This window comes from Chitinophaga sp. YR627 (genome assembly GCF_900114995.1).
Taxonomy (GTDB): domain Bacteria; phylum Bacteroidota; class Bacteroidia; order Chitinophagales; family Chitinophagaceae; genus Chitinophaga.
This window is the reverse complement of the sequence record NZ_FOUX01000001.1, coordinates 741,640-768,181: the sequence shown is the minus strand read 5'-3', so window position 1 is coordinate 768,181 and position 26,542 is coordinate 741,640. Positions and strand designations below refer to the sequence as shown.

The window sequence follows — 26,542 nt, the reverse complement described above, 5'->3', positions numbered from 1 at the left end:
CTCGTAAGAATTAAGATTAAGATTAATCGAAGATCACAGCAAATTTCCTATAAAAACAACAGGCACTTCAATGAAGCGCCTGTTGTTCCACATGCAGGCGTCACCCGCAGCAAATTCTTAATTCTTAATTTTTAATTCCTAATTAAAAATGCCCATTGCTGATGCGCACCGCCATTGTTGCCATACTGTTTGATGGCAACGCCGGGAGCGGCCGATTGTGCAGGAATTTCCAGCACCTTGCCACTCTGCACACCCGTGATATAAAAATACCCACCGGCAACAGCTGACAAAGTCCATTGCTGATTATCACCGCCGCTATAGTCGTACAACTGTAACTCAGCGCCATCCTGTAAAGATTGTCCTTTTATATCCAGCGATTTACCACTCTGCACACCCATGATCTGATAACGGTTGTTGCCCAGGTATGTCAGCTGCCAGCGCTGATTAACGCCGCTATTATCCGTATACTGCTGTATAGCTGTGCCGCTGGCAGTTCCCTGTCCGGCGGCATCCATTACCAGGCCGCTGTTCCTGTTCACGATGCTGTAAATACCGTCTGCCAGCACCGGTGTATTATTGACATAAGGCGCCAGTACAGTCTTTAGTAATCCGGCAATCTTCATATGTCCGGACTCACTTGGATGGAGATTATCCGGCAGATAATCCGCCGTAGACTGGGTGATCCAGCCTTCCGTATTCACGTAGTGTACCTTCTTATCACCAGCTACGATACGGTCAGCAACAGCAGCTGCAGTAGGTTGTGCACGGATACCCAGAAAAGTACGCAGCACGAAGATCTCTGCCTGCGGGAATTTCGTACGGATGTCCTGTAACAACTGAAAATAAACCGCCTGAAATACACTGTCTGAATCCTCATAATCGCTATCATTGGTACCCAGGTTCATTACAATCGCCTGTGGTGTATAATGGCTGAAATCCCAGTTGGGCGCTGCTGCATAGTTAGGCGTTTTCAGTTTAAAGTACTGTCTGTCCATCGCAACGCCATGTCGCGGACTACTCACCAGCGCAATACCCGGATAAGCAATTTGAGTATGCTCAGTGCCGAGGGCTTCCGAACAGATCCAGGCATAGTCAGAAACATTCGCCTGATCATCCAGGTAACCCGCAGTAATAGAGTCCCCGATATATTCGATGAGGTAGGAGGAAGTCACAGGTTTGCTGGTTACAGCGTCCGCATCGAGTATCAGTCCTTCAAAAGTGAACAGGTAATCATAATCCCTGCCCTGCGCTACACTAAGCGTATGTTGTCCAGTGGACAACGGTGTACTCGTCAGATCGATCACGCCACCGCTATCCTTATAAGAGATCCAGGGACCACCATCAATGCTGGCATAGAAATTACTGATATTACCCGTTCTGATCTTCACCGTCGTACCTGTGAAGTTCACCCGGATATAGGCGCCGCCCCACCAGGCATTGAATTGTGTACTGTCGCTGAAATCCCAGCGGCCAAAGTACTGGATATTTTTATCCTGCAGACTCCCATACCCACTTGCCGGCGGAAGAGCTGCTGCTATCTTTTCTGCATTCATATTTAACCCTGCTTCGTTATCCTCCTTCTTCGCGCAACCGCTCATGAAAAAGGCAAGCAATAGTAGTATAAATCCGCTTAGCTTTCTTAACATTTACTGTAGTTTATACATTTACAAGGAGTGATCTCAGGGAGCGCTGATCAGCCACTGCTGATTTGCACCATTATTGACGCCATACTGTTCAATGATGATACCGGCTGTCGTAGAGAAAGCAGGCACTTCCAGCACCTTACCACTCTGTGCGCCCTGAATAGTATAACCTCCACTAGCAGCTGGTGAAATGATCCATTCCTGGTTAGCACCCGCATTGTAATCATACAATTGTAATGTCGCGCCATCCAGCAAAGACTGTCCCTTTACATCAAGCGATTTACCGCTCTGTACACCGATGATCTTATAGTGATCGCCTCCCAGACTGGTAATCGTCCATTGCTGGTTAGTTCCACCGGCATAGCCCCATTGCTGTACAGCGGTCTCGTTCACCGTATCCTGCCCTTTTGCATCAAGCGCAAGGTTGCTGTTACGGTTGATGATCTTGTAGGTACCATCTGCCAGCGGACCAGCACCGCCTATAATATGTGGCGTTGGATGAGTAGCCTGATAAGGAATCAGACCTTTGATCATTTTACCGGCGTCATTTACAAGACGCAGATAAAAGTCAGAAGATACAGCCACGCCATCCTGGTCTAAATGAACAAACGTCATATTCGCAGGGGCCTGTGCCGCATTCTCTGCTACTTTAAAAATAGCGGTCCCCTCATTTACTTCATCAAACATAGCCACATAGAGACTCTTTGCACCCACCTGTTTCATCACGGCTACCTGCGCCCACATGAAATCACCATGATTGCGGGGGATTTCATTCAGCGGACTGCCCGCATTCGTATTATGAAAAGAAAAACCAGGATAAGCGATCGGCTGATAATCCATACCATGCGCTTCGCAATAGTCATAATCTCCCTTGATCCATGGCTGATACGTCGGACCCACCTGTGCAGCCACTGCCCATGGCGATAACATATCAAACGACTCATATACCGTCATGAAGTTATCACGTGTAAATACGCCCTGTGGCGTACGCCAGTCCATCGGCACACTACCGATCACATAACATCCCTGGCTTTTGAACCAGTTAATAACGTCCAGACACTGGGCAGAATCGCCTGCACCAGGTACTTTCGCACCAAGATATCCCATCCCGAAAATGCAGACAACAGGCTTGCCGTTCTGTTTCGCATAAGCAGGAGAAGATAAGAGCTTTAAGGTTCCGGTGATCGTGTTGGTCCAGTCAGTTTTAATACGGCTCTGCATATCCGCATCGCCGGAAATATCATACATGATGTAGAACTTACGACCACTGGCTTCAGCCGCATTTCTCACTTTCTGCGCCATGCCATCGCGCATGGACTTAAATGGCGGATCAGATAATTCTCCGGTAAAACGCTGCAAAGCAGCACAGTCGATACCATTCTCCTGCATCCATCTGAAATGAACATCCACCGTAGACTGGTCATAAGAGGAGAACATCTTTGCGGGCTGTCCGTTAGGCAATGCAGGAAAAGGCGTCTGATAAGTAGTGGTATACTCTTTCATTTCGGGCCACATTTCCAGGTTCTGGTGCGTCCATCTGTCTACAGCAGAGCCATCACCGGGCGCGGTGAACCATCCCTGGTAACCAACGGTTACTTTTCCTACTACATCTCCAACGGGTGAACCGGCAACAACGGCATCGGCTTTCAAAGAGGAATTGTCAAGGGCATTTTCACTGTTTTCTTTCTTGGTACAACCTGATAACAGGGCAAGCAAAAGCCCCGAGGCGAGCAAGGTTTTCTTCATAAGATAACTGGTTATGTAATGGTTATTAAAGTCCGGTAAGAGCCGGTTTCAGCAAACCCCTGTTCGCAAATGCCAGGCCATGTCATTAATGTTTTGCAGCTGAGTTAGTTCCGTACTGTAAGCGGCATTATTTTTTACGTTATTTCGAAAATTGACGAGCTTTTTTATGATATATCATACAGGTTATATCCTTTACCACAGCGGGTTAACTGTGCTGGCGGTATAATATTAATAATATTATTTTAATTAAAACAGGTACAATTTTCGTCAGAATTAAAAATTAAGGATTAATAATTAAGATTACGTCCTGAATAATTCCATTCTTAATTATTAATGCTTAATTTTTAATTGAGTTACAATCTTACTTCTAAAACGTTATGATAAAATGAACCGTTTCCTTGGCATTATTACCCTGCTATCACTACCGCTTGCCCTGAAAGCCACCGTAAAACCGCACAGTCTCTTTACCGATCACATGGTACTGCAGAAAGGCGTACCCGTACCGGTATGGGGCGAAGCTGCTGACGGTGAACAGGTATCCGTCTCCTTCAATGATCAGGAGGTATCTACCGTAGCAAAAAACGGCAAATGGATGGTGAAACTAAATCCGCTGCCATATATCACGACGCCTACGACGATGACTATCAAAGGCACCAATACGGTAAGTATCAGCGACGTTCTCGTTGGAGAAGTATGGGTATGCAGCGGACAATCAAATATGGAACGCCAGCTGGGCCCAAGACCCCCACAATTACCTATTACCAACTGGGAACAGGAACGTGACAAGGCCAACTATCCCCTGATCAGGGAATACTATGTACCCCTGAAATATTCCGCCGAAAAGATCCCGGATGTACACCAGCAATGGACCGTCTGCTCCCCACAAACAGCCGCCGACTTCTCTGCTGTAGGTTACTTCTTTACCAGTGAATTATATAAAAAGCTCAATATTCCTGTAGGCTTTATCTTCACCGCCTATGGTGGTACGCCCGCGGAAGACTGGACCAGCGAAGAAGCCCTCAACAGCGATCCGGCACTGGCCGACTTTTCAAAGAACTACGACAATATCAAATATGGCTACATGCCACAGGGCAAGAAGAAAAACGGACTCTATAACGGCATGATCTACCCGATCTTACCTTACGCCGTAAAAGGAGTTGCCTGGTACCAGGGAGAAGCCAATAACGAACTACCAGGCATCTACCCGGCCATTCTCTCTAATATGATCCGTAACTGGCGTACCGACTTCGGACAGGGAGATATCCCCTTCCTCATCGTACAGATCGCCCCTTACAAAGACATGACGCCTGAGATCAGGGAAGCACAGCTGCTCGTAACAAAACAGGTAAAAAATACAGCCCTGATCGTTACCACCGACTGTGGCGATCCAAAGGATATCCACCCTTCCAATAAACGCCCTGTGGGAGAACGCCTGGCAACAGCTGCTGCCGGTATGGTCTATCAGCAACCGGGAGAATATCCCGGGCCTGTGTACGACGCCTTTGAGGTCAAAGGAAATGAGATCATCATTTCTTTCACACATACCGGCGAAGGCTTAAAAACAAAGAACAATGCAGCCTTAAAAGGCTTTACAATAGCTGGCGCAGATAAAGAGTTCCGTCCAGCGAAAGCTGTCATACAGGGCAACAGGATCATCGTCTCCCGCAAAGGACTGAAGGAGCCTGTAGCTGTAAGATATGGCTGGGCAAATGTACCGGATGTAAACCTGTATAATTCGGCTGACCTGCCTGCTTCTCCTTTCAGAACAGACACCGGAAATAAAGAGACTGTCGAAGAATAAACTACCTATATACAAAAAAGCCGCGCTGCATCTCACAGCACGGCTTTTTTTATTACACGCAATACTTTTATATCATACTCCTGTAGAGCAGGCTGGTTCCGTTGGATAATACTTCTTAATCACCTTCGCCATATGACTGGCATCTGTAAAACCCAGTTCATACGCGATCTCCTTCGCGCTCTGGTCCGAGTTCTGTAAACGGCTCTGTGCTACATTGACACGCGATTTCAGAATATATTCCTTTAAACTCTCCCCTGTCTTCTTCCTGAAATACTCGCTGACATACGTCACAGACAGATTGAACTGCCCCGCCAGTGACTCAATTCGCAGCTTCTCATTATCAAACAGGTTGAACTGGATATATTGCAACATATCACTGACCTGCTTATCCCCCGACTGATGCTCACTTTTAAAGGTCTGTTCAAAATTGCGGCGCAGGATGTTCAGCAATGCAAACATATGCGCACGGATGATAGAGTCAGACTGTTCCCGTTTATCAATGTACTCTCCATAGATACCTTTGATCAGGGTGACCAGCATATTCTTATCAGCAGTATTATGGATAATATCTCCCGGCTGACGGTTATAGCTGCTCAGTATATAGTGCAGGTTCTGGAACCATTCTGTATAGTCCATCATCTGCATACTGTCCTTTTTGAAAAACAGTCCGTTAAACCTGATAAAGATAAAGGTAGTCGGCTGCGAGATCATAAAAGTATGGCAGTCCAGTGGTGGCAACAGAAATATATTGTCCCGCTGATAGGGAATCACGGTGTGATTGATACACTGCTCTCCGGTGCCTTCCTCAATATAGACGAGTTCGAAGAAATTATGCTGGTGTGGACGTTTGGTCCATTCCTGTAAGGATTCCCTGCTCACAAAAAAAGGTTGCGCCGAATGTTCTACCTGCATATGATCTGTTTTCTGTTCTTCAAAGTTAGCGCATATTTTCTATGGAAGGGTTAATACGATCTTACCACGGGTACCGCCTGTTTCCTGCTGTTGATGGGCAATATCCATCTGAGAGAAGTCGTAATGGTTCACATAAGGTCTCAGGATACCTTTCTCGAGCAGGTCTGCTATTATCTTCATATCGGCTCCGCTGGACTGTACCAGGAAGAAAAAGGCATTTACATCTTTCTCCTTTGCCTTCGCAGCCACATCCTCCGGAACCGTAGTCGGAATGCTCACGATATGACCACCTGCCTTTACCACCGGGATAGAACGAAGGATCGTCTCAGCCCCCAACGCATCAAATACAGCATCCACATCCTTCACGACATCCTCAAAGCGCTGGCTTTTATAGTCGATATGTTCGTCCACTCCGATACCCAGTACAAACTCTTTATTGGCAGCAGAAGAGGTCCCGATCACATATGCGCCCAGGTGCTTGGCCAGCTGCACTACGAAATGACCTACACCTCCTGCGGCGGCATGTACCAGTATGCGCTGTCCCTTTTGCAGGTGGATCTGTTTCACCAGTGCCTGATAAGCGGTCAGGGCTGCCAGTGTAGCGGCCGCTGCCTGCTGATGGGTTACGTTAGCCGGTTTTAGAGCAATGTGGGCAGCCGGAGCAGCCACATATTCAGCATATGCCTTACCGTGACCAGGGAAATTCACCATACCAAACACCTCATCTCCTACTTTAAAATCGCTTACAGCGCTTCCTACGGCCGTAACTTCACCAGAGATATCCCAACCCAGGATAATAGGACTTTCGGTCTTTAAACGGCCTGCCATCCCCTTTCCTGCACGTGTTTTTGTATCTACAGGGTTAATACTCAGTGCATGTACTTTTACGAGCACTTCCTGTTCACCGGGTTTCGGAATAGGAAGTTCTGCATTGATCAGCTTATCGGTACCACCAAATTCATTTATAATGATCGCTTTCATCGTGTGTGTTTGTATCTGTTTATATGTCGTTGAACAGTACAAAGATCATACACGCCTGCCCGGAGAAAAAGTACGAATCGGGGTAAGAACGGTATTTTTCAGGGTTAGAGGTATAAAAAGAAGCAGCTGCCTCCCCGTCGGAAGACAGCCGCCATGTGACAGATAACGAACGCTCTTAAAATAGCTTATTAAAACAATGGCTTATGGAATATAGGTTGCATTGACAGCCATTGCGGCATCCAGCAGTGCGCGGTATAACTCGCTGAGCAGATCCCGGGTCGTATTGTACCAGGTGATATAGTCCGCCTCCTTCTTCTTCTTACCCTTAAAATCAAGCCGCCTTGACTCCTCCGCTTTAGCATCTACCGTATAGTAGGTAATATCCCGGTGAAAACGGGTCATCTCTCCGTAACCCCTTGTATGCGTAGAACCGCCATCTGACACCATGACCTCGTTCGCATACTGCGGCAGTATCCTGTCTACCGCGCTTCTCGTATCCCGCGCAAACCTGGAATAACGCTGATCATTGGCAGGATCTCCAACTGATGCTGTTCTGAACTCAGCATTATTCCGGCTCCGGATAAACTGTTCCGCCAATGTCTCCAGCCGCTGAATGGCTGTCAATGCCCTTGTACGTCGTTCTGCTGTCGCATTGGGATTGATCCGCCCTCTCAATACACCAGCCAGCTCTTGCGCCAGATCTCCCAGGGCATTAAAAATATGCTCTCCCTGTGCACTCATAAAAATGGTATTTAATGGTTAATGCCTGAATATGCCTAAACTGAGTTTGTCCTGTGCGGATTTGTTCAACCGCAGACAAGCATCCAGCTGTGACTTCACACTCTCCAGCTGAAAACGGGTAGTGAACAGCGAATCCTGTATCCCCGCCATCTGCGACGCATCATCTGCCATCTTCTGATACAAATCAAAACTTGGAGTATTCCTATGCTGCTGTTTCAACAGGTCCCTGATCTTAAAGATGGACGTCTGTATATCCGCCAGCATAATCGCCTGGTTGTCCATTTCCGCCGCATTGATAGAAGAGAAACGGGACAGTTCATTGAAACGGTTCAGCATCGCGTCAAACTGTGTATTGATATCTTTTCTTTTGGAGAGTAATTGCTCCGTATCATCTACCTCATGTTGTAACAACCTGTACTCATGCCGCTGTGTCGCAAAGAAAAAGTACAGGCAACCTATAGAGAAAAGCGCCAGTATCAGGAAATTGATACCAAACGTGATATATGCTTTCTTTAATTCTCTGTCATTGATCGGTTTCATATTTGTTTTATTATTAGCAGCTAATCATGCTACACAACGCGCAGCTTTAATGCTTAATTCTTCCCTCTTAGACTTAGAAATAAGAGGCATTGTGTACCAGTATACCTTCTGTTGTCACGAAATAGTTTTCATTATCGTACATGGAGAAATTATACACGACCGCATTACGGGGAATCAACCCTGTATGACGTATCCGTACCGGCTGACCAGTAATATTCTCCAATACCTGACCGGCCTGTAAAGCACCTGCTTCCATCCAACCGGCATCCGTCATAAAGGCATGATCAGGGGTGACTTCGAATATGATCCCGTTTTCCAGCTCGACGACCACCATACTCAAAGCCGTACGCCGATGCAGTTCCCTGATCGGTTTCAATTGCCGCTCTCCTGTCTGTTCATCCATTGTCCAGAGTAACACTTCCTGCGTGATCGTTTCGATCGGTAGCAATCCGTTATTTGTATACACCAGCGTCCCAGCCGGGAAACAGGTCATGGTTGCTCCCTTCGCGGCAAACAGGGAAATCGTCAGTTCCGTACCACTGGCCTGCAACTGATTACCGCTGCGTTGTTCTTCGCTGTTCCAGACTTCTTCAGGAGGCCCGGAGAAAACAGCCGTCCCGGTTACATGACGGCTTAGCATACTGGTAGCGCCGGATAAAGCAGCCGGATTGAACATGGCAGGTGCTCCCTGCTGGCCGCTATTCATGCTGCCTAGTCCCCGTCCTGCCAGCAGACTATACGCAAACGCCGCAATATTCCCCAGGTTACGGCGACTGGTAGCTGTCATCGCCTGCCAGAAAGTATCTACACTGTCAATCATCACCGCTTCTGAAGGACATAACAACTTACTCTGTCCTACTACCAATGCCGCATGTCCATTGATCTCCAGTTTGGTCGAAGCACCGATCCATTTCCGGGTAGGCGCACTCAGGTTACACTTCATCATCCCTATCCCACTGGCCAGCAATAGCAGATTAGGTGGTATACCCATGCGCGGCAATCCAATACCCGGCACACTCATGACTGCCACAGCCTTCTTTTGCAGCACAGAGACCGGTGGCGCAGCCACTGCCAGATTTCCCATACACATGAACGCATTACCGATCATCGTATCTGCTGTTGTCGCTGCCAGATGGCCACTAAAGGAGACCTCCCGCTGACTCATCACCTTCATCTGTTTGAACATAACGCCCTTCGGACATACCAGGTAATGCTTTTCGGTTAACCATTGCTGTTCCATTATCCAATCTTTTCAAGCTGTAAATACAGGTCAGATTTATACTCCTCATTCAGCTGCTCAAATACCGTCATCTCTGCCGATTGCAGAACTCCATCTTCCGTATGCTGAAAACTGCCTCGCGTAAAATGTTTAATATCCAGTTCCTGCTGTCCCGTCACTCTTGTGATCATTCCCTTATCGATACGGCCACTATTATCCAGTAAGGCTTCTGTATGTATTGTATACCCACTTTCCTGCTGATCTTTCCGGAAAGTCTGTACCACCGGCATCATAAACCCGATCCCCATACGGTCAGGTGTAGCTGTCTGTCTTTTAAGCGGCAATTCCTGCTGTGCCCCATAGTCACACAGAAACAGCTGCATAAAATGCGTGTTGGAAAGATTGTCAATGATCGCCACCGGCTGGTCCATCTCTCTGTCCCGGTGACGGATCACCTCAAAGGCCGCTACCGGATTCACCTGCATCAACTCTTTTTTCAGTTCCTCCCATTTCGTCTTTATTTCCGGAAGATTCAACAGGCCTTTAATAGCACCCTCTCTATTGATACAGATATGCTGACGGTTATAGATACTTGCCAGTCGGTTCACGTATTCGATCAGCTGGTAAGTATTCGGATCGAAATAATCTGTTAGCTTCACTTCTTTCTCTTCCAACACATATTCCTGCAACTCAGGCCGCATACTATTTGCGCCACGTGCACTCAGTTCATAACGACCCTCCGTTGCAAAGCTGTCCATCATCGTCAGCATCTTCACATTCCCTTTCACCGTCAGTCTGAACCTTGTTATATTTTGCACTTCCATTTTATTTATGAATTTATTTTCACCGGACTCCCTTCAATAATTGTTTTACTACCTGCAATCTTAACCGTCTTACCATTGAACTCCGCACTGGATGCACCGAGTACAGATAATTCTTTCTGCGAAGAGATCTGCAGGCGTGATCCAAACTCCATACTGCCATTCCGTGCGGGTGCGCCATCTCCGGTAACCGTAAAATCATCTGCCGCTCTGATCTCTATGTTCCTCGCCTGCAAAACGATCTTATCCTGTTGTTTATCCATGATGATCATCACCTTGCCGGTTTGTAGTGTGATATTGTTATCCGTATTCACGGTGATCGCATTCTTTCCGTCTATGGCAATGAAGTTCAGATCGGTCTTATCTTTTACCAGTATACCGCCGCTGTCATCCATGCTGATGGTATGACCGCTCTTGGTGGTCAGACTCTTCTGGTCATTATTCGTATTCCCGCCTACACCATTTTTACCGTGAAAGACGCTCCCCATGACGATCGGACGGGCCATATTACCGTCTTCAAATCCTACCAGCACCTGATCCCCCTTTTCAGGTATAAACACAAAGCCCCTGTTCTTAGTGACCTTCGTACTATTCCCGGCGTCCGGTGCTATTACACGTAACCACACCGTAGGATCGTTCGTCTCACAGACCCATTTGAATTGTACGCGTACCCTGCCCTGTCCAAGAGGATCAGCGTTGTCTACTACCTCTGCCAGTAACATATCAGGCGATGGTCTGCGATACCCGCTAAAGGATATCTTCTCTGCGGTAGAAACAATACCTTCAAACGTATTGGAATAACTTCCATCACCATCTATCATATGCACGATGGCGGTAATGAGAAACTTCCCCAGACTTTTAGTCGTAAACCCTGCTCCTTGTCGCAGACTCATAGACACATTGATGATCTTCCCGATACCCGTCTCCGGATTATCTCCCCGTCCTGTGATCTTTAATAGTTGTCCGCTGTTTGCTTTTTCCTCATTATCTACCACCTCTTTCAGCTCCGCATTATTCTCTACGCGTATCATAGAAGGCTGATTAAACACCTTGCTAAAGGTATTACCAGCAGTGCTGGTCGCATGTGTCAGATCAGGACGGCCGCCACTGCCAGGTGTTCCTTTGCTCTGCAACATTTCATCCTGCTGTGGATTATAAGCAAACCGGTTGTTACGCAATGGGGCCACCTCAATCCCGTAATCCAGACTTTGTACATCCCGGCCATATACCAGTGATACTTCTGTCTGCGAAGCGGGCTTACCGAAATTGAGTTGTTTCCCATCATAGTAAAACCACTCATAGTATTCACCACTTAAGCGATTAAGAAAGTCGAAATCACTCTCCTGGTATTGCATTACATAATCGAGCGGCTTCTTTCTTTCAGGATTTACCACCATCCGCAGATCATTGGCAGGTGTATCATGTGTGGCCAGATTGACAATGGCAGACAATGTTTTATTATAGTAAGAACCCAGGTCTGGACCCCGTTCTATGAGTATCGTCGGACTATAACCACTGGCCACGATCACCCCATGATAACCATGGCTCTGTGTTAGCGAAACTTTTGTCACCACGCCAGAGAACTGTTGCTGTTTGCCTCCGGCTACGCCGAAAGATGCGGCTAGTGTCTTACCTACCAGATTGCGACTGTCATCCAGTTCTATCAGTCCCGGCGCGCCAAGCAGATCATGATTGAAACGCACTTCAAAAAAATGATGTGCATTGAAGCGCTGGTGTAACTCAAATGACATAACATAGGAGATTTCCTTCCCGTCTATTGTGATATCTTTAATCAGTTGAATATCCATTGTTCGGTACTTAATATTGAACTACCTGAAATCTGACAGTTTAAACTTCATGTACACGAGCTTAAAGGTGATATCGCCCTCTTTCAGCATTTTATCAAACACTTCCTTGACCACATTCTCCGCACCTGCGCCATGGTTATCTGCCGTATAGGTCCCCTTCTTACCAAGGCCAAATGATCCACCCGCAGCTTCACCTTTTGGCTCGATCGGCTTACTTGCTTTCTTTAAGCCTTTGGACTGGTAATGTGCAAACAAACGGTCTCTGAACTCCCTGCCGTTGATATCCATGGAGTATTCCACCACATGCGTATCCAGATTATCTGTCCCCGCGCAGTAGCTGATACTGTACTTCGCATTGGTACATATCCCTCCATAAGCCTCCTGTGTCGGCATCACGCCGGTACGCTCCAGTTCATGAAATTCTTCTTTTGTCATTGAACCATACCAGTATCTTGCGGTTGCGTAAGTCTGATCAATACCCCGGGGCTTATACTGTTTCACCCCGGACCCTTCATTTGCCGTAAGTGCGATATGCGTATTATTCTTATAAATGTGATATCTGCCATATCGTACAAATCTGTTCTCTCCATGACACAACCTTCCGGAATTAAGGATCTTACGAATGATCATTTCCTTCTCTCTCTGACTCACTTCCGTGTCTTCCTTCAAAGACTTGAAGGAACCATCCTTGTTATCAACCCTGTTGCCATTGATATCATGGTTATAGTTAAACGTGCCATGCTGAAAGCTCTTTCCCATAATCGGATTTGCCATCACACAATATTTAAAGTGTTAACAATCTTTTCTCTTAATCCAGTAAAGTCCAGGTACGTTTGGCCTGCACCTGCTGCACGATCTGTTGTTCGGCCACTACGATATTCTCCTTTCGCTGACCGATATATTCCAGTGTGCTCAGCTTCTTCCACAACGCGGTCACTACTTTCAGAAATTCCTCTATCAGGGATACACTGCCATAGATATCCTGGTGATCATAGATCAGTTCTATGGTACGGGCCAGCAGTTCTTCGAAATTTCCGGGTGTCACATCTCTCCATTCATAGAAATACTTCAGCATCTCCTCTCTTTCCTTCGCAGCAATATGCCGGATACCGGTAAAGAACACATGTGCCAGTCCGGAGAAACATTGCGCCAGATAAACAGGCGGTTGCTGGTAACCCAGATTGCGATAGCTAAAAAAGACCTGTGCCAGATAATCCAGCATCTTCTCCGAAACCAGGCGGATATTCTTCCCCAACGGGGTAACAGACTCTTTACCAGTTGTCTTATCAATGATAGTAAAGGCAGACAATTGCAGATCATTCATCAATGCGCTGAACTGCTCATAATAGCGTATCAGCACCGGATGACTCAGCACCGTACTACTGGGCGGTATATAGTTATTGTTTACTGTGATGCGGCCATTGGAGAGATGGATTTGTCCGATCGTCAAACTATTACTATCAGCGGTCTTAGGGGCGATTGCAGCGGTAGGTAGCAGGGAAATAGCATATCCTTTGGCTACTTCCGGATATCTTGGTGGAGTATCCTCCGGATCAGGTATACCCGCAGGTACTCTTTCGAAAGGATTCACCGACAGGATCACATTGTAGGAGATCGTACGGCCTTCGCTGTTCTCCTGAAAATAATGGGTATAACGCAGCTGATGCTGTAAGCCACCCGCCCCATCTATATCGATCCGGTTCCCTTCCGCTGTAATGGCATTCAACACCCTTACGCTGATCTCTACATGGTTCGTTGCCTTTTCCATGATCTCGATATCATAGGCGCTCCGTTGTCCTGCAAACGGCGGCAGGATACCATAGTTATAACTGGTCAGCACCAGCGAACGCGCATCTCTCACAAGGTCCTGGTGATGCTGATCGGTATCTACAAAGTGGGCGCTCGACAGCTTCATGCCATCTACCCAGTTAACCGGTTTATATTTAAGTGGTACTATCATTGCACATTATTTTAATCAGATAAATATGGATTCATCTCCTGTTACAACTGGTCTGGCAATATTCTCAGTCACCCGTTTGGCGTGAATGGTCACCTTTTCCGTAATACCGTTCTGTTTGATATCCAGATCCGGATCAATGAAAATGTTTCGTTTGAACACGGATGTTCTGATAAAGAAGATCCATTTATAAGGCTCGTCTTCCGTAGCCAGATAACTCACCGGCTGTTTGGGAAACTTCAGATTATAGTCTTCAATAAACTTATAGAACCAGTTGCCAAAAAGCATATTCTCCGGCGCTTTTACCTTTACTTTAATCGGTTCTGCATCACGGGTATGTTTGAATACTTCCAGTTCAAGTACGAGCATCCTGTTAAAGTCCAGGTGCTCCATATCCAGACTGACCGGCAGCAAAGGATACTGCCATACCTTGTAGATCTCTGCGGGGATATTCAGCAAAGCGATATAACTCCACCAGAACAACACCGGCAACATAAAACTGAAAGTGCTGGTAGCGGCCCAGCTGCCTATCTGCTCTTTACTTAAAAAATCAAATATGGTCCGGTACAGGTAAAATCCCAGCAGACAGGATATCAGTAAAGCAACTACAAGAATAGGCCGTCGGTCATGCAATTCATTGACATAATATCTTGTCATAAGGTAAACAAACACACAGCCTGTTGCTATAAAATAAAGCATACTAAGGATGTAGCCCCAGGGCATATAATCCAGTCCGAGTAAGCCCAGTAACCCTGGTATAGCTAACACCAGTCCCATCACCAGGATGGCGGTGATCAGCTTTTTGTTATTGATAAACTTGTTCTTCTTATTGACAACAATGAGTATTGTTGCCGATACCACCGCTATGAGCGGTAAGAGCAGGTATCGCATAAAAAATTGTTGTACGTCCATTATCTGTAACTTTTATGTTGGGCTGCTTACAGGTATACTGTAAATCCCAGGAAGGTATTGGCGCTGTCATTCCCCAATGATCCTTTCCGGTCAGCCTCACCTGTAATTAATTCTACATGCACGGTTGTTTCTATTGGCACCAGGTAAGCGGTCACTATATCGATCAGTTTCGCATAACGTTTGCCGGGCAGAAAAGCCAGTAGCTTTTCACTTGCAGCAGGTCCTATACTGATCTTCATTTCTTCTCCTTCGCTGACAAAGCTGTTCCCGATCACCATGTCAGCACCCAGTGCAGCACCATTGCCCACTTTACAACGCATATCATCTGCTACCGCCATTTGTATAATGGCCGCAGGATTCACACTTACACGCACCGGGATATCAAACAACACGGACAACAGGTCTCCCATAAATACCGTATCATTCCGGCGTTGTTGTATAGCCGGTAACAGATGCATCCAGATAATCCGCTGATCATTGTCCAGCAGATTAAACTCATCCCACTCCGCACCGAAGATCATGGAGAGATCATGATAAGCCGTCTTCTTATCCAGCCGATTCTCATACCATTCCAGGAGAATGCGCAGGTGATTCAGCTCCGTCTCAAAAGGCATAAAGAATTTTCTTGCGTCCTTCTCTTCATTCCTGCGTAGTTGTACATCGGCCATCATTTCCACTTCGGATAAACCTGAACTTCTGACCGGTGCTACATGGAACAATCCTTCGGGCAGCATATCATACAGGCCCTCCCGATTGATCTCTACGATCAGCCTCTCTTTCAAAAGGCTATCCGAATACCCTGTCTGATAACCGTGGATGTCTTTTGCATACGCGCTTCGTTGCGGACCAACCGGTAGTACCGCTACCTGATCAGTACCGATGATCCCGTTCTCGAGCAATTCGGCCACTTTCACCGTCGCTTTAAAATCCGTATCCAGTTCGTTGATGATATGCAGTGCTTCTTTCATCGCTTCTCCTTTATGCCAGCATTAATCTATAGTGTAAATGCATGGTACTACGCGTCTGTAATTTTGTACGGGCCAGTTCCAGCAAGGCATTCCATTCCTCTGCTTTCAGTTTATTGCCTGCTGCAGGTGTCAGTATCAGGTCCACTGTTCTCACAAATCCATCTTTCGGTTTGGGTGATTTCACCAGTCCTTTCCTGATCTCCACCCCAGTGATATGACTACCAAATTCCCAGTGACAGAAATTGATGATATCCGTCTGTGTAACGATCCTGTCACCTGTTGTCAGGCCGTACTTATAAGCCCTCACCCTGTTAGCCGCACTCAAACGGGAGCGTCCTCCCTGGGTCGTACTCAGCAGAAATAGGCTATCTGCCTGTATCCTGGCACTTTCAAAGGGCTGTAAACGACTGCCGGATCTGATATTATTCGCCAGCTCCGCATTGGTAGTCCAGTACTCCAGGAATAAAATATCCGCCTGATCCAGGGGTTTGAATACGATGTAATTCAGCAGCTCGCGGACACTGTTCTGTTGTCCGCCGGTCTTTTGTGCGATCATGGAGATATTCTGTTCCAGCTCCTTCAGTGCCGTATTCAGAAAGTCGGTTCCATAAGCAGCGAATGCAGCTTTTTCATCCCGCAGCAATTCAAACAGATAGTCCAGTACTTCTCTTGCATTCCGTTTGTCAAACCGCTCTGTTCCACCGTAGCGTACGGAGAACAAACCCGCACTTCTTTCATCATTATAGCCCTGCGGAATTTCCGTATAGCGGTTACCCATATTATCCTTCAGACTATCAACACTCAAAAACTGCTCATGGTCTGCCATTTTCAGCGGAATGATATCCGTCATGATCTTTAACCTGTTCTTGCTGTCATGCCGTTTCTTATTCACTACTGGAAAAGCATTGATGGATACAGACAATTCATTGAGCATATGCTGATGAATGGTGGCAGGTACCAGGATCTTTATCCAGAGCAGTTCCTCTTTCAAAGATTCCAGACTATTAGCCGTAAATACAGTCGTAAAAGCCGCCGGATAAGATTCTAATAATGGGGCCTCCCGGACATCTATCAGTGTATAAAAACGATCCCTGTAATACGCGCTTACATCCCGCAGGAGTATATTCAGTATCTCCCGTTCTTCAAACGGAGAACGTATGCCAGTCGCCAGAGCGTCATAAAACCTATCCTGCGCCACTTTCAATACCTGTCCCTGTACAGACCATTCGGCAAATGACAGCAGGTCATAGGTCTGCCGCTCTACCTGATAATTCTTCCAGTCAAAGTAAAACGTCATGCCATTGACAGACGTCAGTCCTCCCGGTATCTTTACCCCTACGTAAAAGCTGTTAACCGCCAGCTGCTGCTCCGGCTTTGCCTGTGCCAATAAAGAGCGTTGCTGCTGATCATCCACCTGAAACAGGTTATTTCCTGTTGCGATATAAGCCACGTTTGCATTAAAGAGCTTCACCGCCTGTAACGGACTAAAAAACAGGTCCATCGTCACTTCACGGTTGTTCTCTTCTTTATCGACCATTCGCCTCCCATAATAAAAGCGGCTCTTTTCGTCGATCGTCTCTACACTTTCCACTGGTCTTGCGTGCAGGATAGCATGTGCGGGAAGTGCTGATATCAATGTATCAGGCGCCAGGATACCGGAGATCTTATCTACCATACGGTTCTGCAAATTGCTCACCTCATTGGAGATATTGAACAATTCTGTACTCAGGGCTTCTATCAGCAGTTTTACCAGCGGATCAAAATCAGTCGTAGCAGCAAGTCCCCAGTACTCGCGTGCATGTTTCAGCACCCTGTTCCTGATCTCGTCTTTTGAAGAATAAAATAGTTCGTTCATTTTCACTAGCGGGTAATGGTGACTAACTGCACAGCGGACTTAAAAACAACGCTGTATTAAAACTGTAATGTTCACCTGTTGACTGGACAATACCGGTAACGGTGATCTCTACTTTCTTCTTTATCTCAGAGATATTCTTTCCAAAAAAAAGCTTCTCTACTTCACTCATTTTCACATCTACAGCGATGCGATCCAGTCGTGGTTCATCCCGCATAATGGAACGCTGTAAGGACTGACGGAACTTTTCTTCCCATATCCGCTCGCTGACCACCAGTTCAAAATCAAGGTCCCATATCTCGCAACCATAATCCTCATTATGGCGATGCTCGCCATACCTGGTAAAAATGATCAGTTCAATGTGCTGTGAAATAGAACGGCCGGTATCTGTAATATCAAGCTCTTTGCCTGCGAAAATGTTCCTGAGACGGAAAGGTTTCTGATATAGTAAGTCTGACATATCCGACATTTAATGTTTCCGGAGAACGCCCACGGAACAAACGTTCCGCAGGCGTATTTACCATGGTTAAACGGACGACTACTTAGGCCAGTCGTTCTCATGATCTGCATTACCCATCTTGATCTGACGGGCAGAGATCTGAAAGCTGACCGTCATCGGACTATCACTGTAAGCATTCATACCTTCAGAGAAGCTAACGATATATGCATCGGAAAAGGTGATCTCTTTCATTTTGGCATCTTCATCCTGTTTCTTGATGGTGATGCTGCCGTTCACCGGCTTAAACTGGTTATTTACCATACTTTCGATGATCGAAGTATCCTGATTGGATTCAACTTCCACATCGATCTTACCACCGTACACACCGGAAGTAGGTCTGCCTTTCAGGTCCACATCGCGATACATGGAATAGGAGCACTGTAATACATCATATTGTTTACCAGAGAAGGTTAATGTTGCTTTGAAGGCCATAACTGTAATTTTTTAAAAGTTTATGTTTTGATGGTTTGTTTATTATTGTTGTGCATATTCTGATGCCCAGGTGGTGGCTTCGTCTTCCCCTTTATAGCCATCGAGTTTTACCACAAAACTCTTGGCCGGGAAATAAGGCGTGATATGAATATCCAGGTGGATGGTATCCTTCTGTACTTCATCTCTTTCAAAACGCATGATCTTAAAATGTTCGATCAGGCGGTCTGGCCCCTGTATCCTGTCCAGGAATTTAACGATCTGTCCACGCAGGTCTTTTTCTGTCTTGGATGTCCAGTTTTCAAACGCGCGTCTGTTGAGGAAGTCAAAGAGCACTTTGGTGATGTAGTCAAATACCCTTACGACAGAATAGGTTTGCAAACCGATGTTATCGCCGTTGAAGAGGGTCTTGGCAGAGAAAGCCATCACCTTCCCGTACTCATTTACCATCGGTACCAGACCCAGTCTTTCGAGATGGGAGATCTCGCTCTTCTTCAGTTCGAAGCGTACGCCATCCACATCGTTCATAGAACCATGTTTCTTACCAGCCGTTACCTGCGACATGAGGGTATGGTACATTTTGCCTGCCAGTGCTGCCGAACCGGGTACAGTCAGGTCATCGTTTTCTCCGACTTCCTGCACTTTACCACGGCCGATCAGCCAGTTGCAGGTCATAATTACGTTTGATCTGTAGGCGTCGCCACCGGTAAGATTGGCTTCTGTGAACAGGTCGATCACATCATCCGGATGATCCAGATCAGCAAAGTCTGTGATCAGCATGGCTTTATGCCTATAGGCAATAGCTGCCCACTTCTCCACTACTTTATTGGAACCCATATAACCAGGTACTACCAGCAGGGAATAGTTCTCCCGCAGATCCAGACGGTCATATTTCTGCTTCAGTTCATCATTTACATATTCGATGAAACGGGGATTATCCAGATCCTGTATCTGCTCCTGAGAAGCATTCAGCAGTACCACATTCTTCAGTTTATCAGCCTCCGTATTCTGATAGAACAGGTTCACTGCACGGTAAGATTGTTCCAGTTCACGGGTCGCTTTCAGGGCGATACCGATATTCTTATTGATGTTCTCTTCTGCTACCTGTAAGCGCTCGTTGCTACGTTCTATCATGGTAGCTACAGAGTCTGCATTCTCCAGGATATCTATCCAGAGGCGGATCTTCTTTTTCAGTTCTTCACGTTCCCTGCGTTTCTCATTACCTGTGAGAAAGATCTGTTTCCTGGCTTTTCTGTCAGGGTTCAGGTTCTGTAAACCATCAATTGCTGTTTCCAGCAGATCGATGCCACCCACACGGGCCAGTTTTTCCAGGCTTTCTGCCAGGGACAGTTCGGCCTTTACTGCTTTCTCAGCGGTTTGAACACCGGCCGCCTGTTGTTTTTCGGTACTTGCCATATCCATTTATTTTTATAGCACGATGTGCCGGTTATTTATTGTCTTCCAGTTCGGTGATGAAATTTTTGAGCGCACTGATAAATGCGTTCTTTGTCTCCTCGTTGTCCAGTGTTGTCTTTAAGGTCTTATTCGACTTCAGCTGTTTTATCACACTCATTGACATTTCTTTTTCAATGCTCACATTGTTGAGATGCTGGCTTTGTCCCACAATACTCTTAATGGAGAAGTCGCCCAGGTTATTGAACTGCAGGTTCTCATTGGCAAAAGAACCGTCATAGCGTTCAAACTCCACATTCACATTCGGTTTGTAGTGATTGAATACTTCCTGTACTGTCTTCAGTCCTTCCACTTTCTCCGGTCTGATCGGGTCATTATCCGTGAGCTTTTGTACAAAAAGTGTCTTATTGTAGGCAATGTCAGCAAATGCCTCCGAGGTGTCGATCTTTCTTTCGTTGCCGCCTATTTCGTAGTTAAACATGGTATTATTATTTACAAGTGATGATTACGTGTTATTGTATGCTCCATTCCAGCTTCTCTTCAGCTGTATGTCTGCCCACCCTGATCTCCTGTCCTTTCTTTACATCTCCAGCGATAATAAACCGGGAGATGGGTCTTCGCAGTTCATTCCGGATGACACCTGATAACTGTCTGGCGCCATACTTCGGATTGAATCCTCCTAATGCAAGCATACGCGCTGCATCTTCTTCTACCTGCAGCCGGATGCCCTGTTGTTGTAAAGCCTGCGTCAGACTATGCAGTTGCATTTCGAAGATGCGTACCACGTTCTGTTCACTGATCGGTGCGAAGGGCACGATCTCTGACAAACGGGCCAGGAATTCAGGCCGGAAATAAGGAGACATGATCTCCAGCAGTTGCTGTGAAGCGGGAATCTCTCCCCTGCTGATCTGTGCTGCTATCTGTTCGCTACCGATATTCGAAGTGAACAGGATCAGACTATTGGAGAAGTCACCTTCTTTACCCAGACGATCATGCATATGTCCTTCATCAAGTATCTGGAGGAAAGTGTCAAATACAGAAGGATGCGCTTTTTCTATTTCATCAAACAGCAGTACGGTATATGGCTGTTGTCTGATCTTGTTGACCAGCAGTCCGCCTTCCTCGTAGCCCACATATCCCGGAGGAGCGCCATACAGCAGGGCTGCCGAATGTTCTTCTTTGAACTCGGACATATCAAAACGGATCATGGCTTTTTCATCATTGAAGAGGAACTCTGCGATAGACTTCGCCAGTTCTGTCTTGCCTGTACCGGTAGGTCCCAGGAGAAAGAAGGAACCAATAGGTTGTCCTTTTTTATTCAGTCCGCTCCGGGATTCGAGAATGGCATCTGCCACTACCCTGAGTGCATGGTCCTGTCCTACGACCCTATTCTTCAGGAAAGGCACCATATTCAGTAGTTTTTCCCTTTCCCCTGCCTGAATCTTACCCAGGGGGATACCGGTCTTATAAGAGACGATAGCCGCTATTTCATGTCCGCTGACTTCCTGCACCGGTATTGTCGCGAGCTGTTGTAAGGCAGTCAGTGTTCTTTCCAGGTATTCCTGGTATTGTGCGTTTGTCTCAAAACCAGCGACAGCCGTTTCGTCCTGTAGTTGTCCCAGCAGTACCGGACTTACCTTGTCCTGCAATTGTGTATACAACCACTGATAATCATTGAGTGATACAGGTGTTTCCGCTGACACCAATGCCTGTAAGGCATGTTGCAGGTCTTCCAGTACTTTCGCGCTGGTATCGTTCATCAGTTTGATGGCAGCCAGTGTACGGTCCAGCAGATCGAAAGCTGCATCCGGTAAACGGCGGTCTTTCATATATCGCTTGGCCAGGTGTACACAATCAGCCAATGCAGCAGGCTGTATCTGTAACTGGTGATGAGTGGCATACCGTTCACTCAGTTTCTCCAGCATCCGAATGGCGGCTGCTTCAGTAGGCTCTCCGATCTGCAATACTTCAAATCTTCTGCTGAATGCCTGTTCCGGTTCAATGTATTTGCGGTATTCTTCCAGTGTAGTAGCGCCGATCACCGTGATCTCTCCCCTGGCTAGTTCCGGTTTCAGAAGGTTGCCGATACCCGCTCCCAGCGGACCTTTACTATCCAGCAGGGTATGTATCTCATCGATAAAGAGGACAGCTTTATCAAACTGTTTGATCTCTTTCAGAATGTTCTTCAGACGGTCTTCTGTTTCTCCCTTATAGGAAGCACCAGCTATCAGCGCTCCCAGGTCCAGTTCGAAGAGTTGCGTATGTTTCAGTTGTTCCGGTACTTCACCCGCTACGATATCTGCTGCGAATCCGTCTACCAGTGCTGTCTTCCCTACGCCTGCGTCGCCTGTAATGATGACATTCGGTTTGGTACGGCGACACAGTATTTCCATCATCATGCGCAGTTCTCTGTCTCTTCCGATGATCGGATCCGTTTTGCCTTCACGTGCCGGCGTCAGACGATCAATACAGTATTTGTACAAAGCAGCGGTAGAAGTAATGGTTGCTTTCTCACCTGTCTGGCTTACCGGTGCAACCACCTGTCTGATCTCCTCATCCCGCATAAAACCGTCCAGTACCTCCCGTTCCTTCAGCGGAAAGGATTTTAGTTGCTCAACAGAGAAGGCAACAGTGGGTTTACAGAGTGCTGCCAGTACACAAACCGGATTGATCAGATCTGCCCCGATCTTCAGCCGGATATGGTCAGCCTCTTCAAACACAGCCGCTATCTCCATACTGCCTTTCACTTCATCCATCACCTGTGCGGTCTTCTCCAGTGATTCGATGCGCACTTCCGCCCATTCTGCGATGTATGTAGCATCTTTATTGATAGCAGCCAGAAAACTGTAGAGGCTTACTTCTTTATGCATCAGTGCTTTCAGCAGATGCGCGGGGGTAAATTCACCGTTATGATATTCCTTTGCCAGGGACTGTGCGATCCGGATGGCAATCTTCACCGATTCATTACTATTCGAAATGTTCATACTGCTATTTACTTTGTGGTGTCAGTACTGAAATTGTCTCTTGTGATGTAGTAGTAGATCTTCCCGTTGGAGATGAACTGTTGTCCTACCTGCGTAGCGATCTTGATCTGCTCTCCTGAATGGATCAGGAATCGGATATAATTCTCAAAATCAGCTTTAGGCATACGGCTATCCTTTTTGAGATCGCCTACTGTAAAGCGGTCAAAGGACATTTGTTGCAATGGGAAGCCGGTCACTGTTTTAAAGTATTCCGTCAGCGACATAGACCGGATCGCATTTTTCGACAGATCAAGATCTAACAGATGACGGGGGACGCTGATATAGTTAGTCACCAGTTTCTTTCTGAAAGAGGACTGATCCGGCGCCAGGTTCTGACCAGCCATAAAGGCAATGATATCGTTCATCTGTTTGTACTCTGCCGCATTCAGTACAAGTGTGTATTGCAGCAGTCCGGGATGAGCAGCGACCACATTCGCGGGAACATCACTTGTCATAAAATATTTGAACCCATTATGTGGCATTCTGTCGGCAACGTCTTCTCCAACAGGCACCGGCAACTGTGCCTTCACCGTTTCAGAGAGATTGGCATTTGCGATACCTCGCAGCCGGAAGGCGCTATCCAGTGAGGTGATCTGTGTGCGGATATCATAATCTGTCTCCCGCAGGAATCTTCGGGTAGCTTCTGTGATATACTTTTTGGAGTTCACTTCCCCTTTGGTCGGGAATACCACACCACCCTGTATCAGACTATTCTCCGGATAATCCAGGAAGTAGGACACGGAATCCTGCTGACTGATATTGTAGGCATGACGTTCATCCAGTCCTTCGCCATTGATGAGGAATTTCTTTTTCACTTCGGATGCATAGACGGCTGATTCAGAAACCAGTTTCTTTGCATTCAGCACGAAATTATTATACCACTCATTGTAGTCACTGTACATCTGCATCGTCAGTAAGCGAACATTCTGCTTACCCAGTTGCTCGCTGAGCTGCTGAAAATGTTCCGTAGAATCGCCTACACTACCGATCAGCATAATGAGATTAGTTTCGTTATGATGGGACTTAAACAGATCAAGCGCTGCACGTACGCCATCATACATGGGTTCAGCCGTAACATTGTTATTACACTGTGCTGTTTTCTCTGCCTGTGTACCCAGAAAGGCCATCAGCTTACGATAATCCGGATAGATGCCGCCGGTAGTTTCTATGCCCCTTGCCACACAGTTCTGATTATCTCTGTACACCACTGCTCCAAAGCTTAACTGATGTTGTTTATCATATTCACCGAAAATATTCTCGAGTGACTGAATCGTGTTGGTCAATCCGGGATAGTATTTCTTCATGGCGCTGCTGGCATCGATCACAAATACGACGTTCAGCTGATGAATATGTTTCCGCAGATCGAGGTAGTCATTGTATTGCAAGGCTGATCCATCTATCGTAATCAGTGTATTATGTGATTTATCATATACATCCACGGTTTTACCTACCTTATATCCTGTAGCAATATTGTTCAGTACCGGTGCGCTTTTCAGGATAAAATCCTCCTCACGCAACAAGGGGTCTGCGTGTTCCTGGTGTAAGACAAGAGAAGCTGAGTCTACCAGTGATTCATCCGCAGGAGAAGCTGGTGATATATATAATCTGTCGCCCCAGTTATGCAGGGCATCCGCCGCAATCCATCCACAGATCACTTTATCTGCGCTATCAGCCACCAGCTGTGTCTCGTTCCCGATCAGGTATTTCCTGCCATCTTCTGAACGTTTATAGATGTAGCTGATCTGGTGTAACCTAACCTTTGCTACTGCCCTTTTCAGTTCCGGGGAACTATATACAAAGGCTGAATCCGTACGGTCATAGTAAGTCTGTGCAGACGTCAATGGCATTTTATCACTGATCACGGTGATGGCTTTCTCCGGAAAACCTGTCTTTGTATCGGACCACGACCTATTCCACATCAGCAGTTTCCAGCGGGAGATCCAGCCATAGCTAACAGCGCTTTTCTTATTATTGATCTTTCTGCCCGTTAATAAGCTGGTATTGTATTTTACCAGTTTCACATAACCACCTTTTTCTTCTGTTAAATAGAAAGCTTCCATAAAGGTCAGCTTCTTCATCACCAGACTACCACCGGGCGTTGTAGTCGTGTAGTTATCATCTCTGTCGGAGAATACCACCCACGGTGCAGCCGTTTTAGGTTTCTGTGTACTTAATCTTGTGTCTTCTGCAGGCTTTACAAAAGCATCAGGCAAAGGCTTTACTTTCTGATGAAAGGGCAAAGTTATCTGCGCACTTACCCAGACCGCCTGGGTAAGCAGTATAAAAAGAGAAAATATGTGCTTCATGATTACTTATTTATTCGCTGTGCGGGCGGAGTGTTGTTTGATGTTTAACAATGTGGCGCAGGATGCTTTCGGACTAATGGTTAACTGTGCCTGATCGACAGAGATCTCTCCACCGAAGGTGAGTCCCATACAGTAAGTATAGAAATCACTGCTTTTTTTGTTGCTGTCCTGTTCAATCGCAACTGTGATCTTTTCGTTGCCGCACAGATATTTGTTGATGAGGTAGTAGTAATTACTGTTAAAGTCTTCTCCATCGGCTATGGCCTGCAGGCGTGCACGGATATCATCAATGATCTTGCGTTCTCCTTCTCCGGGCACTACCAGCACCGTATCCAGACTTGGATCGGTGATGTACATGATATGGGTGACCGGATGACTCTTATCACTGATCAGTCTTACCATATAGGTGCCCGGTTTGCGGAAGGTATACAAAGCAGTACGGCCGTTGACATCTACCCTACCGGTCTCACCGAAGGACCATTCGAACTGCGTTCCTTTTCCTTCTGCTTCCAGGCGTACTTCTTCATTGACTACGCCGGAAGTAGGTCCGTTGATGATGAGTGTCGTGTCAGTCTGCGCGATCACGGTATCTTTCACCGTTACGGGAAACTGTACCTGCATATCCCCGTCTATTGTGAGACGCACGATATAAGAGCCTGCTTTTCCGTAGTGATAAGTACCACTTTGTGTATTGGAAGCGTTACCGTCTCCGAATTCCCAGCGCCAGTTTTTTGCACTACTGGTATTATCCGCATAGACCAGTTCTTCGTTCATATACAGCTCATTTTTCAGGATACTGGCGTCACTGCTGCGTTTATCGGCAAAGACGTTCTTAAACAGAAAGATGAATGCTGTCAGCGCCAGGATAACAATAATGACATAGATAAAGATGGATCGTCTCGAATTACTGTTCACTGACTTTGCATCGTCGATGATTGGGTCGAACATGTTGTGTTGTGTTTACTTAAAAA

The 26,542-nt window shown here is 46.6% G+C and carries 22 protein-coding genes; 1 reads left to right on the top strand and 21 read right to left on the bottom strand.

The features are described 5' to 3' along the window. Nucleotides 1-131: 131 nt before the first annotated feature. Entirely contained in the window at nucleotides 132-1,646 is a 1,515-nt protein-coding gene (locus tag BMZ72_RS02725) for an RICIN domain-containing protein (protein WP_089805011.1), read from the bottom strand. A gap of 33 nt (nucleotides 1,647-1,679) precedes the next feature. After that, a complete protein-coding gene (locus BMZ72_RS02720; protein WP_089805009.1) occupies nucleotides 1,680-3,389 on the bottom strand; it encodes an RICIN domain-containing protein in 1,710 nt (569 codons plus the stop codon). A gap of 385 nt (nucleotides 3,390-3,774) precedes the next feature. On the opposite strand from BMZ72_RS02720, the gene BMZ72_RS02715 reads away from it, so the two are divergent. After that, nucleotides 3,775-5,190 carry a sialate O-acetylesterase gene (locus BMZ72_RS02715; RefSeq protein WP_089805007.1) on the top strand — a complete coding sequence of 472 codons (1,416 nt, stop codon included), beginning with the start codon at nucleotides 3,775-3,777 and terminating at the stop codon, nucleotides 5,188-5,190. 72 nt (nucleotides 5,191-5,262) lie between these two features. Here BMZ72_RS02715 and BMZ72_RS02710 read toward each other — a convergent pair whose 3' ends face one another. The 19 genes from BMZ72_RS02710 to BMZ72_RS02620 form a co-directional block, all read right to left on the bottom strand. Further along, nucleotides 5,263-6,102: a helix-turn-helix transcriptional regulator gene (locus BMZ72_RS02710; RefSeq protein WP_089805005.1), complete on the bottom strand. Its 840-nt coding sequence runs from the start codon at nucleotides 6,100-6,102 to the stop codon at nucleotides 5,263-5,265. A 39-nt stretch (nucleotides 6,103-6,141) separates the two neighbouring features. Further along, nucleotides 6,142-7,083, bottom strand: coding sequence for an NADP-dependent oxidoreductase (locus tag BMZ72_RS02705; RefSeq protein ID WP_089805003.1), 942 nt, complete (start codon nucleotides 7,081-7,083; stop codon nucleotides 6,142-6,144). A gap of 201 nt (nucleotides 7,084-7,284) precedes the next feature. Then, on the bottom strand, nucleotides 7,285-7,824 hold the full coding sequence (locus tag BMZ72_RS02700; protein ID WP_089805001.1) for a hypothetical protein: 540 nt from the start codon (nucleotides 7,822-7,824) through the stop codon (nucleotides 7,285-7,287). Nucleotides 7,825-7,842: 18 nt separating this feature from the next. After that, nucleotides 7,843-8,364, bottom strand: coding sequence for a type VI secretion system TssO (locus tag BMZ72_RS02695; protein ID WP_089804999.1), 522 nt, complete (start codon nucleotides 8,362-8,364; stop codon nucleotides 7,843-7,845). Nucleotides 8,365-8,437: 73 nt separating this feature from the next. Further along, a complete protein-coding gene (locus BMZ72_RS02690) occupies nucleotides 8,438-9,604 on the bottom strand; it encodes a Hint domain-containing protein (RefSeq protein WP_089804997.1) in 1,167 nt (388 codons plus the stop codon). Next, on the bottom strand, nucleotides 9,604-10,407 hold the full coding sequence (locus tag BMZ72_RS02685) for a hypothetical protein (protein ID WP_089804995.1): 804 nt from the start codon (nucleotides 10,405-10,407) through the stop codon (nucleotides 9,604-9,606). Before BMZ72_RS02685 ends, BMZ72_RS02690 begins: the two co-directional genes overlap by 1 nt. Nucleotides 10,408-10,412: 5 nt before the next feature. Then, nucleotides 10,413-12,212 (bottom strand): type VI secretion system Vgr family protein, encoded by a 1,800-nt coding sequence (locus tag BMZ72_RS02680; RefSeq protein WP_089804993.1) that lies wholly within the window; start codon nucleotides 12,210-12,212, stop codon nucleotides 10,413-10,415. A gap of 21 nt (nucleotides 12,213-12,233) precedes the next feature. Then, nucleotides 12,234-12,986, bottom strand: coding sequence for a hypothetical protein (locus BMZ72_RS02675; RefSeq protein WP_089804991.1), 753 nt, complete (start codon nucleotides 12,984-12,986; stop codon nucleotides 12,234-12,236). Nucleotides 12,987-13,020: 34 nt separating this feature from the next. Beyond that, the gene (locus BMZ72_RS02670; RefSeq protein WP_089804989.1) at nucleotides 13,021-14,172 is read right to left on the bottom strand and encodes a hypothetical protein; all 1,152 of its coding nucleotides are present in this window, start codon (nucleotides 14,170-14,172) and stop codon (nucleotides 13,021-13,023) included. A gap of 15 nt (nucleotides 14,173-14,187) precedes the next feature. After that, a complete protein-coding gene (locus BMZ72_RS02665) occupies nucleotides 14,188-15,081 on the bottom strand; it encodes a TssN family type VI secretion system protein (protein WP_089804987.1) in 894 nt (297 codons plus the stop codon). Nucleotides 15,082-15,107: 26 nt separating this feature from the next. After that, complete coding sequence (locus tag BMZ72_RS02660) at nucleotides 15,108-16,049, bottom strand: type VI secretion system baseplate subunit TssG (protein WP_089804985.1); 942 nt, start codon at nucleotides 16,047-16,049, stop codon at nucleotides 15,108-15,110. Nucleotides 16,050-16,059: 10 nt separating this feature from the next. Continuing rightward, nucleotides 16,060-17,904 carry a type VI secretion system baseplate subunit TssF gene (locus tag BMZ72_RS02655; RefSeq protein WP_089804983.1) on the bottom strand — a complete coding sequence of 615 codons (1,845 nt, stop codon included), beginning with the start codon at nucleotides 17,902-17,904 and terminating at the stop codon, nucleotides 16,060-16,062. Nucleotides 17,905-17,926: 22 nt separating this feature from the next. Further along, complete coding sequence (locus tag BMZ72_RS02650; RefSeq protein ID WP_089804982.1) at nucleotides 17,927-18,361, bottom strand: GPW/gp25 family protein; 435 nt, start codon at nucleotides 18,359-18,361, stop codon at nucleotides 17,927-17,929. Nucleotides 18,362-18,439: 78 nt separating this feature from the next. Continuing rightward, nucleotides 18,440-18,832 carry a type VI secretion system tube protein TssD gene (gene tssD / locus BMZ72_RS02645; RefSeq protein ID WP_012792473.1) on the bottom strand — a complete coding sequence of 131 codons (393 nt, stop codon included), beginning with the start codon at nucleotides 18,830-18,832 and terminating at the stop codon, nucleotides 18,440-18,442. 42 nt (nucleotides 18,833-18,874) lie between these two features. Next, nucleotides 18,875-20,245: a DUF5458 family protein gene (locus BMZ72_RS02640; RefSeq protein ID WP_089807181.1), complete on the bottom strand. Its 1,371-nt coding sequence runs from the start codon at nucleotides 20,243-20,245 to the stop codon at nucleotides 18,875-18,877. Nucleotides 20,246-20,276: 31 nt separating this feature from the next. Further along, nucleotides 20,277-20,723 carry a hypothetical protein gene (locus BMZ72_RS02635; RefSeq protein ID WP_089804980.1) on the bottom strand — a complete coding sequence of 149 codons (447 nt, stop codon included), beginning with the start codon at nucleotides 20,721-20,723 and terminating at the stop codon, nucleotides 20,277-20,279. A gap of 31 nt (nucleotides 20,724-20,754) precedes the next feature. Beyond that, complete coding sequence (locus BMZ72_RS02630; RefSeq protein WP_089804978.1) at nucleotides 20,755-23,226, bottom strand: ATP-dependent Clp protease ATP-binding subunit; 2,472 nt, start codon at nucleotides 23,224-23,226, stop codon at nucleotides 20,755-20,757. An 8-nt stretch (nucleotides 23,227-23,234) separates the two neighbouring features. Continuing rightward, nucleotides 23,235-25,571, bottom strand: a complete 2,337-nt coding sequence (gene tssR / locus BMZ72_RS02625; protein WP_089804975.1) for a type VI secretion system protein TssR domain-containing protein — start codon at nucleotides 25,569-25,571, stop codon at nucleotides 23,235-23,237. A gap of 6 nt (nucleotides 25,572-25,577) precedes the next feature. Beyond that, entirely contained in the window at nucleotides 25,578-26,519 is a 942-nt protein-coding gene (locus BMZ72_RS02620; protein ID WP_089804973.1) for a PKD domain-containing protein, read from the bottom strand. Nucleotides 26,520-26,542 lie beyond the last annotated feature (23 nt).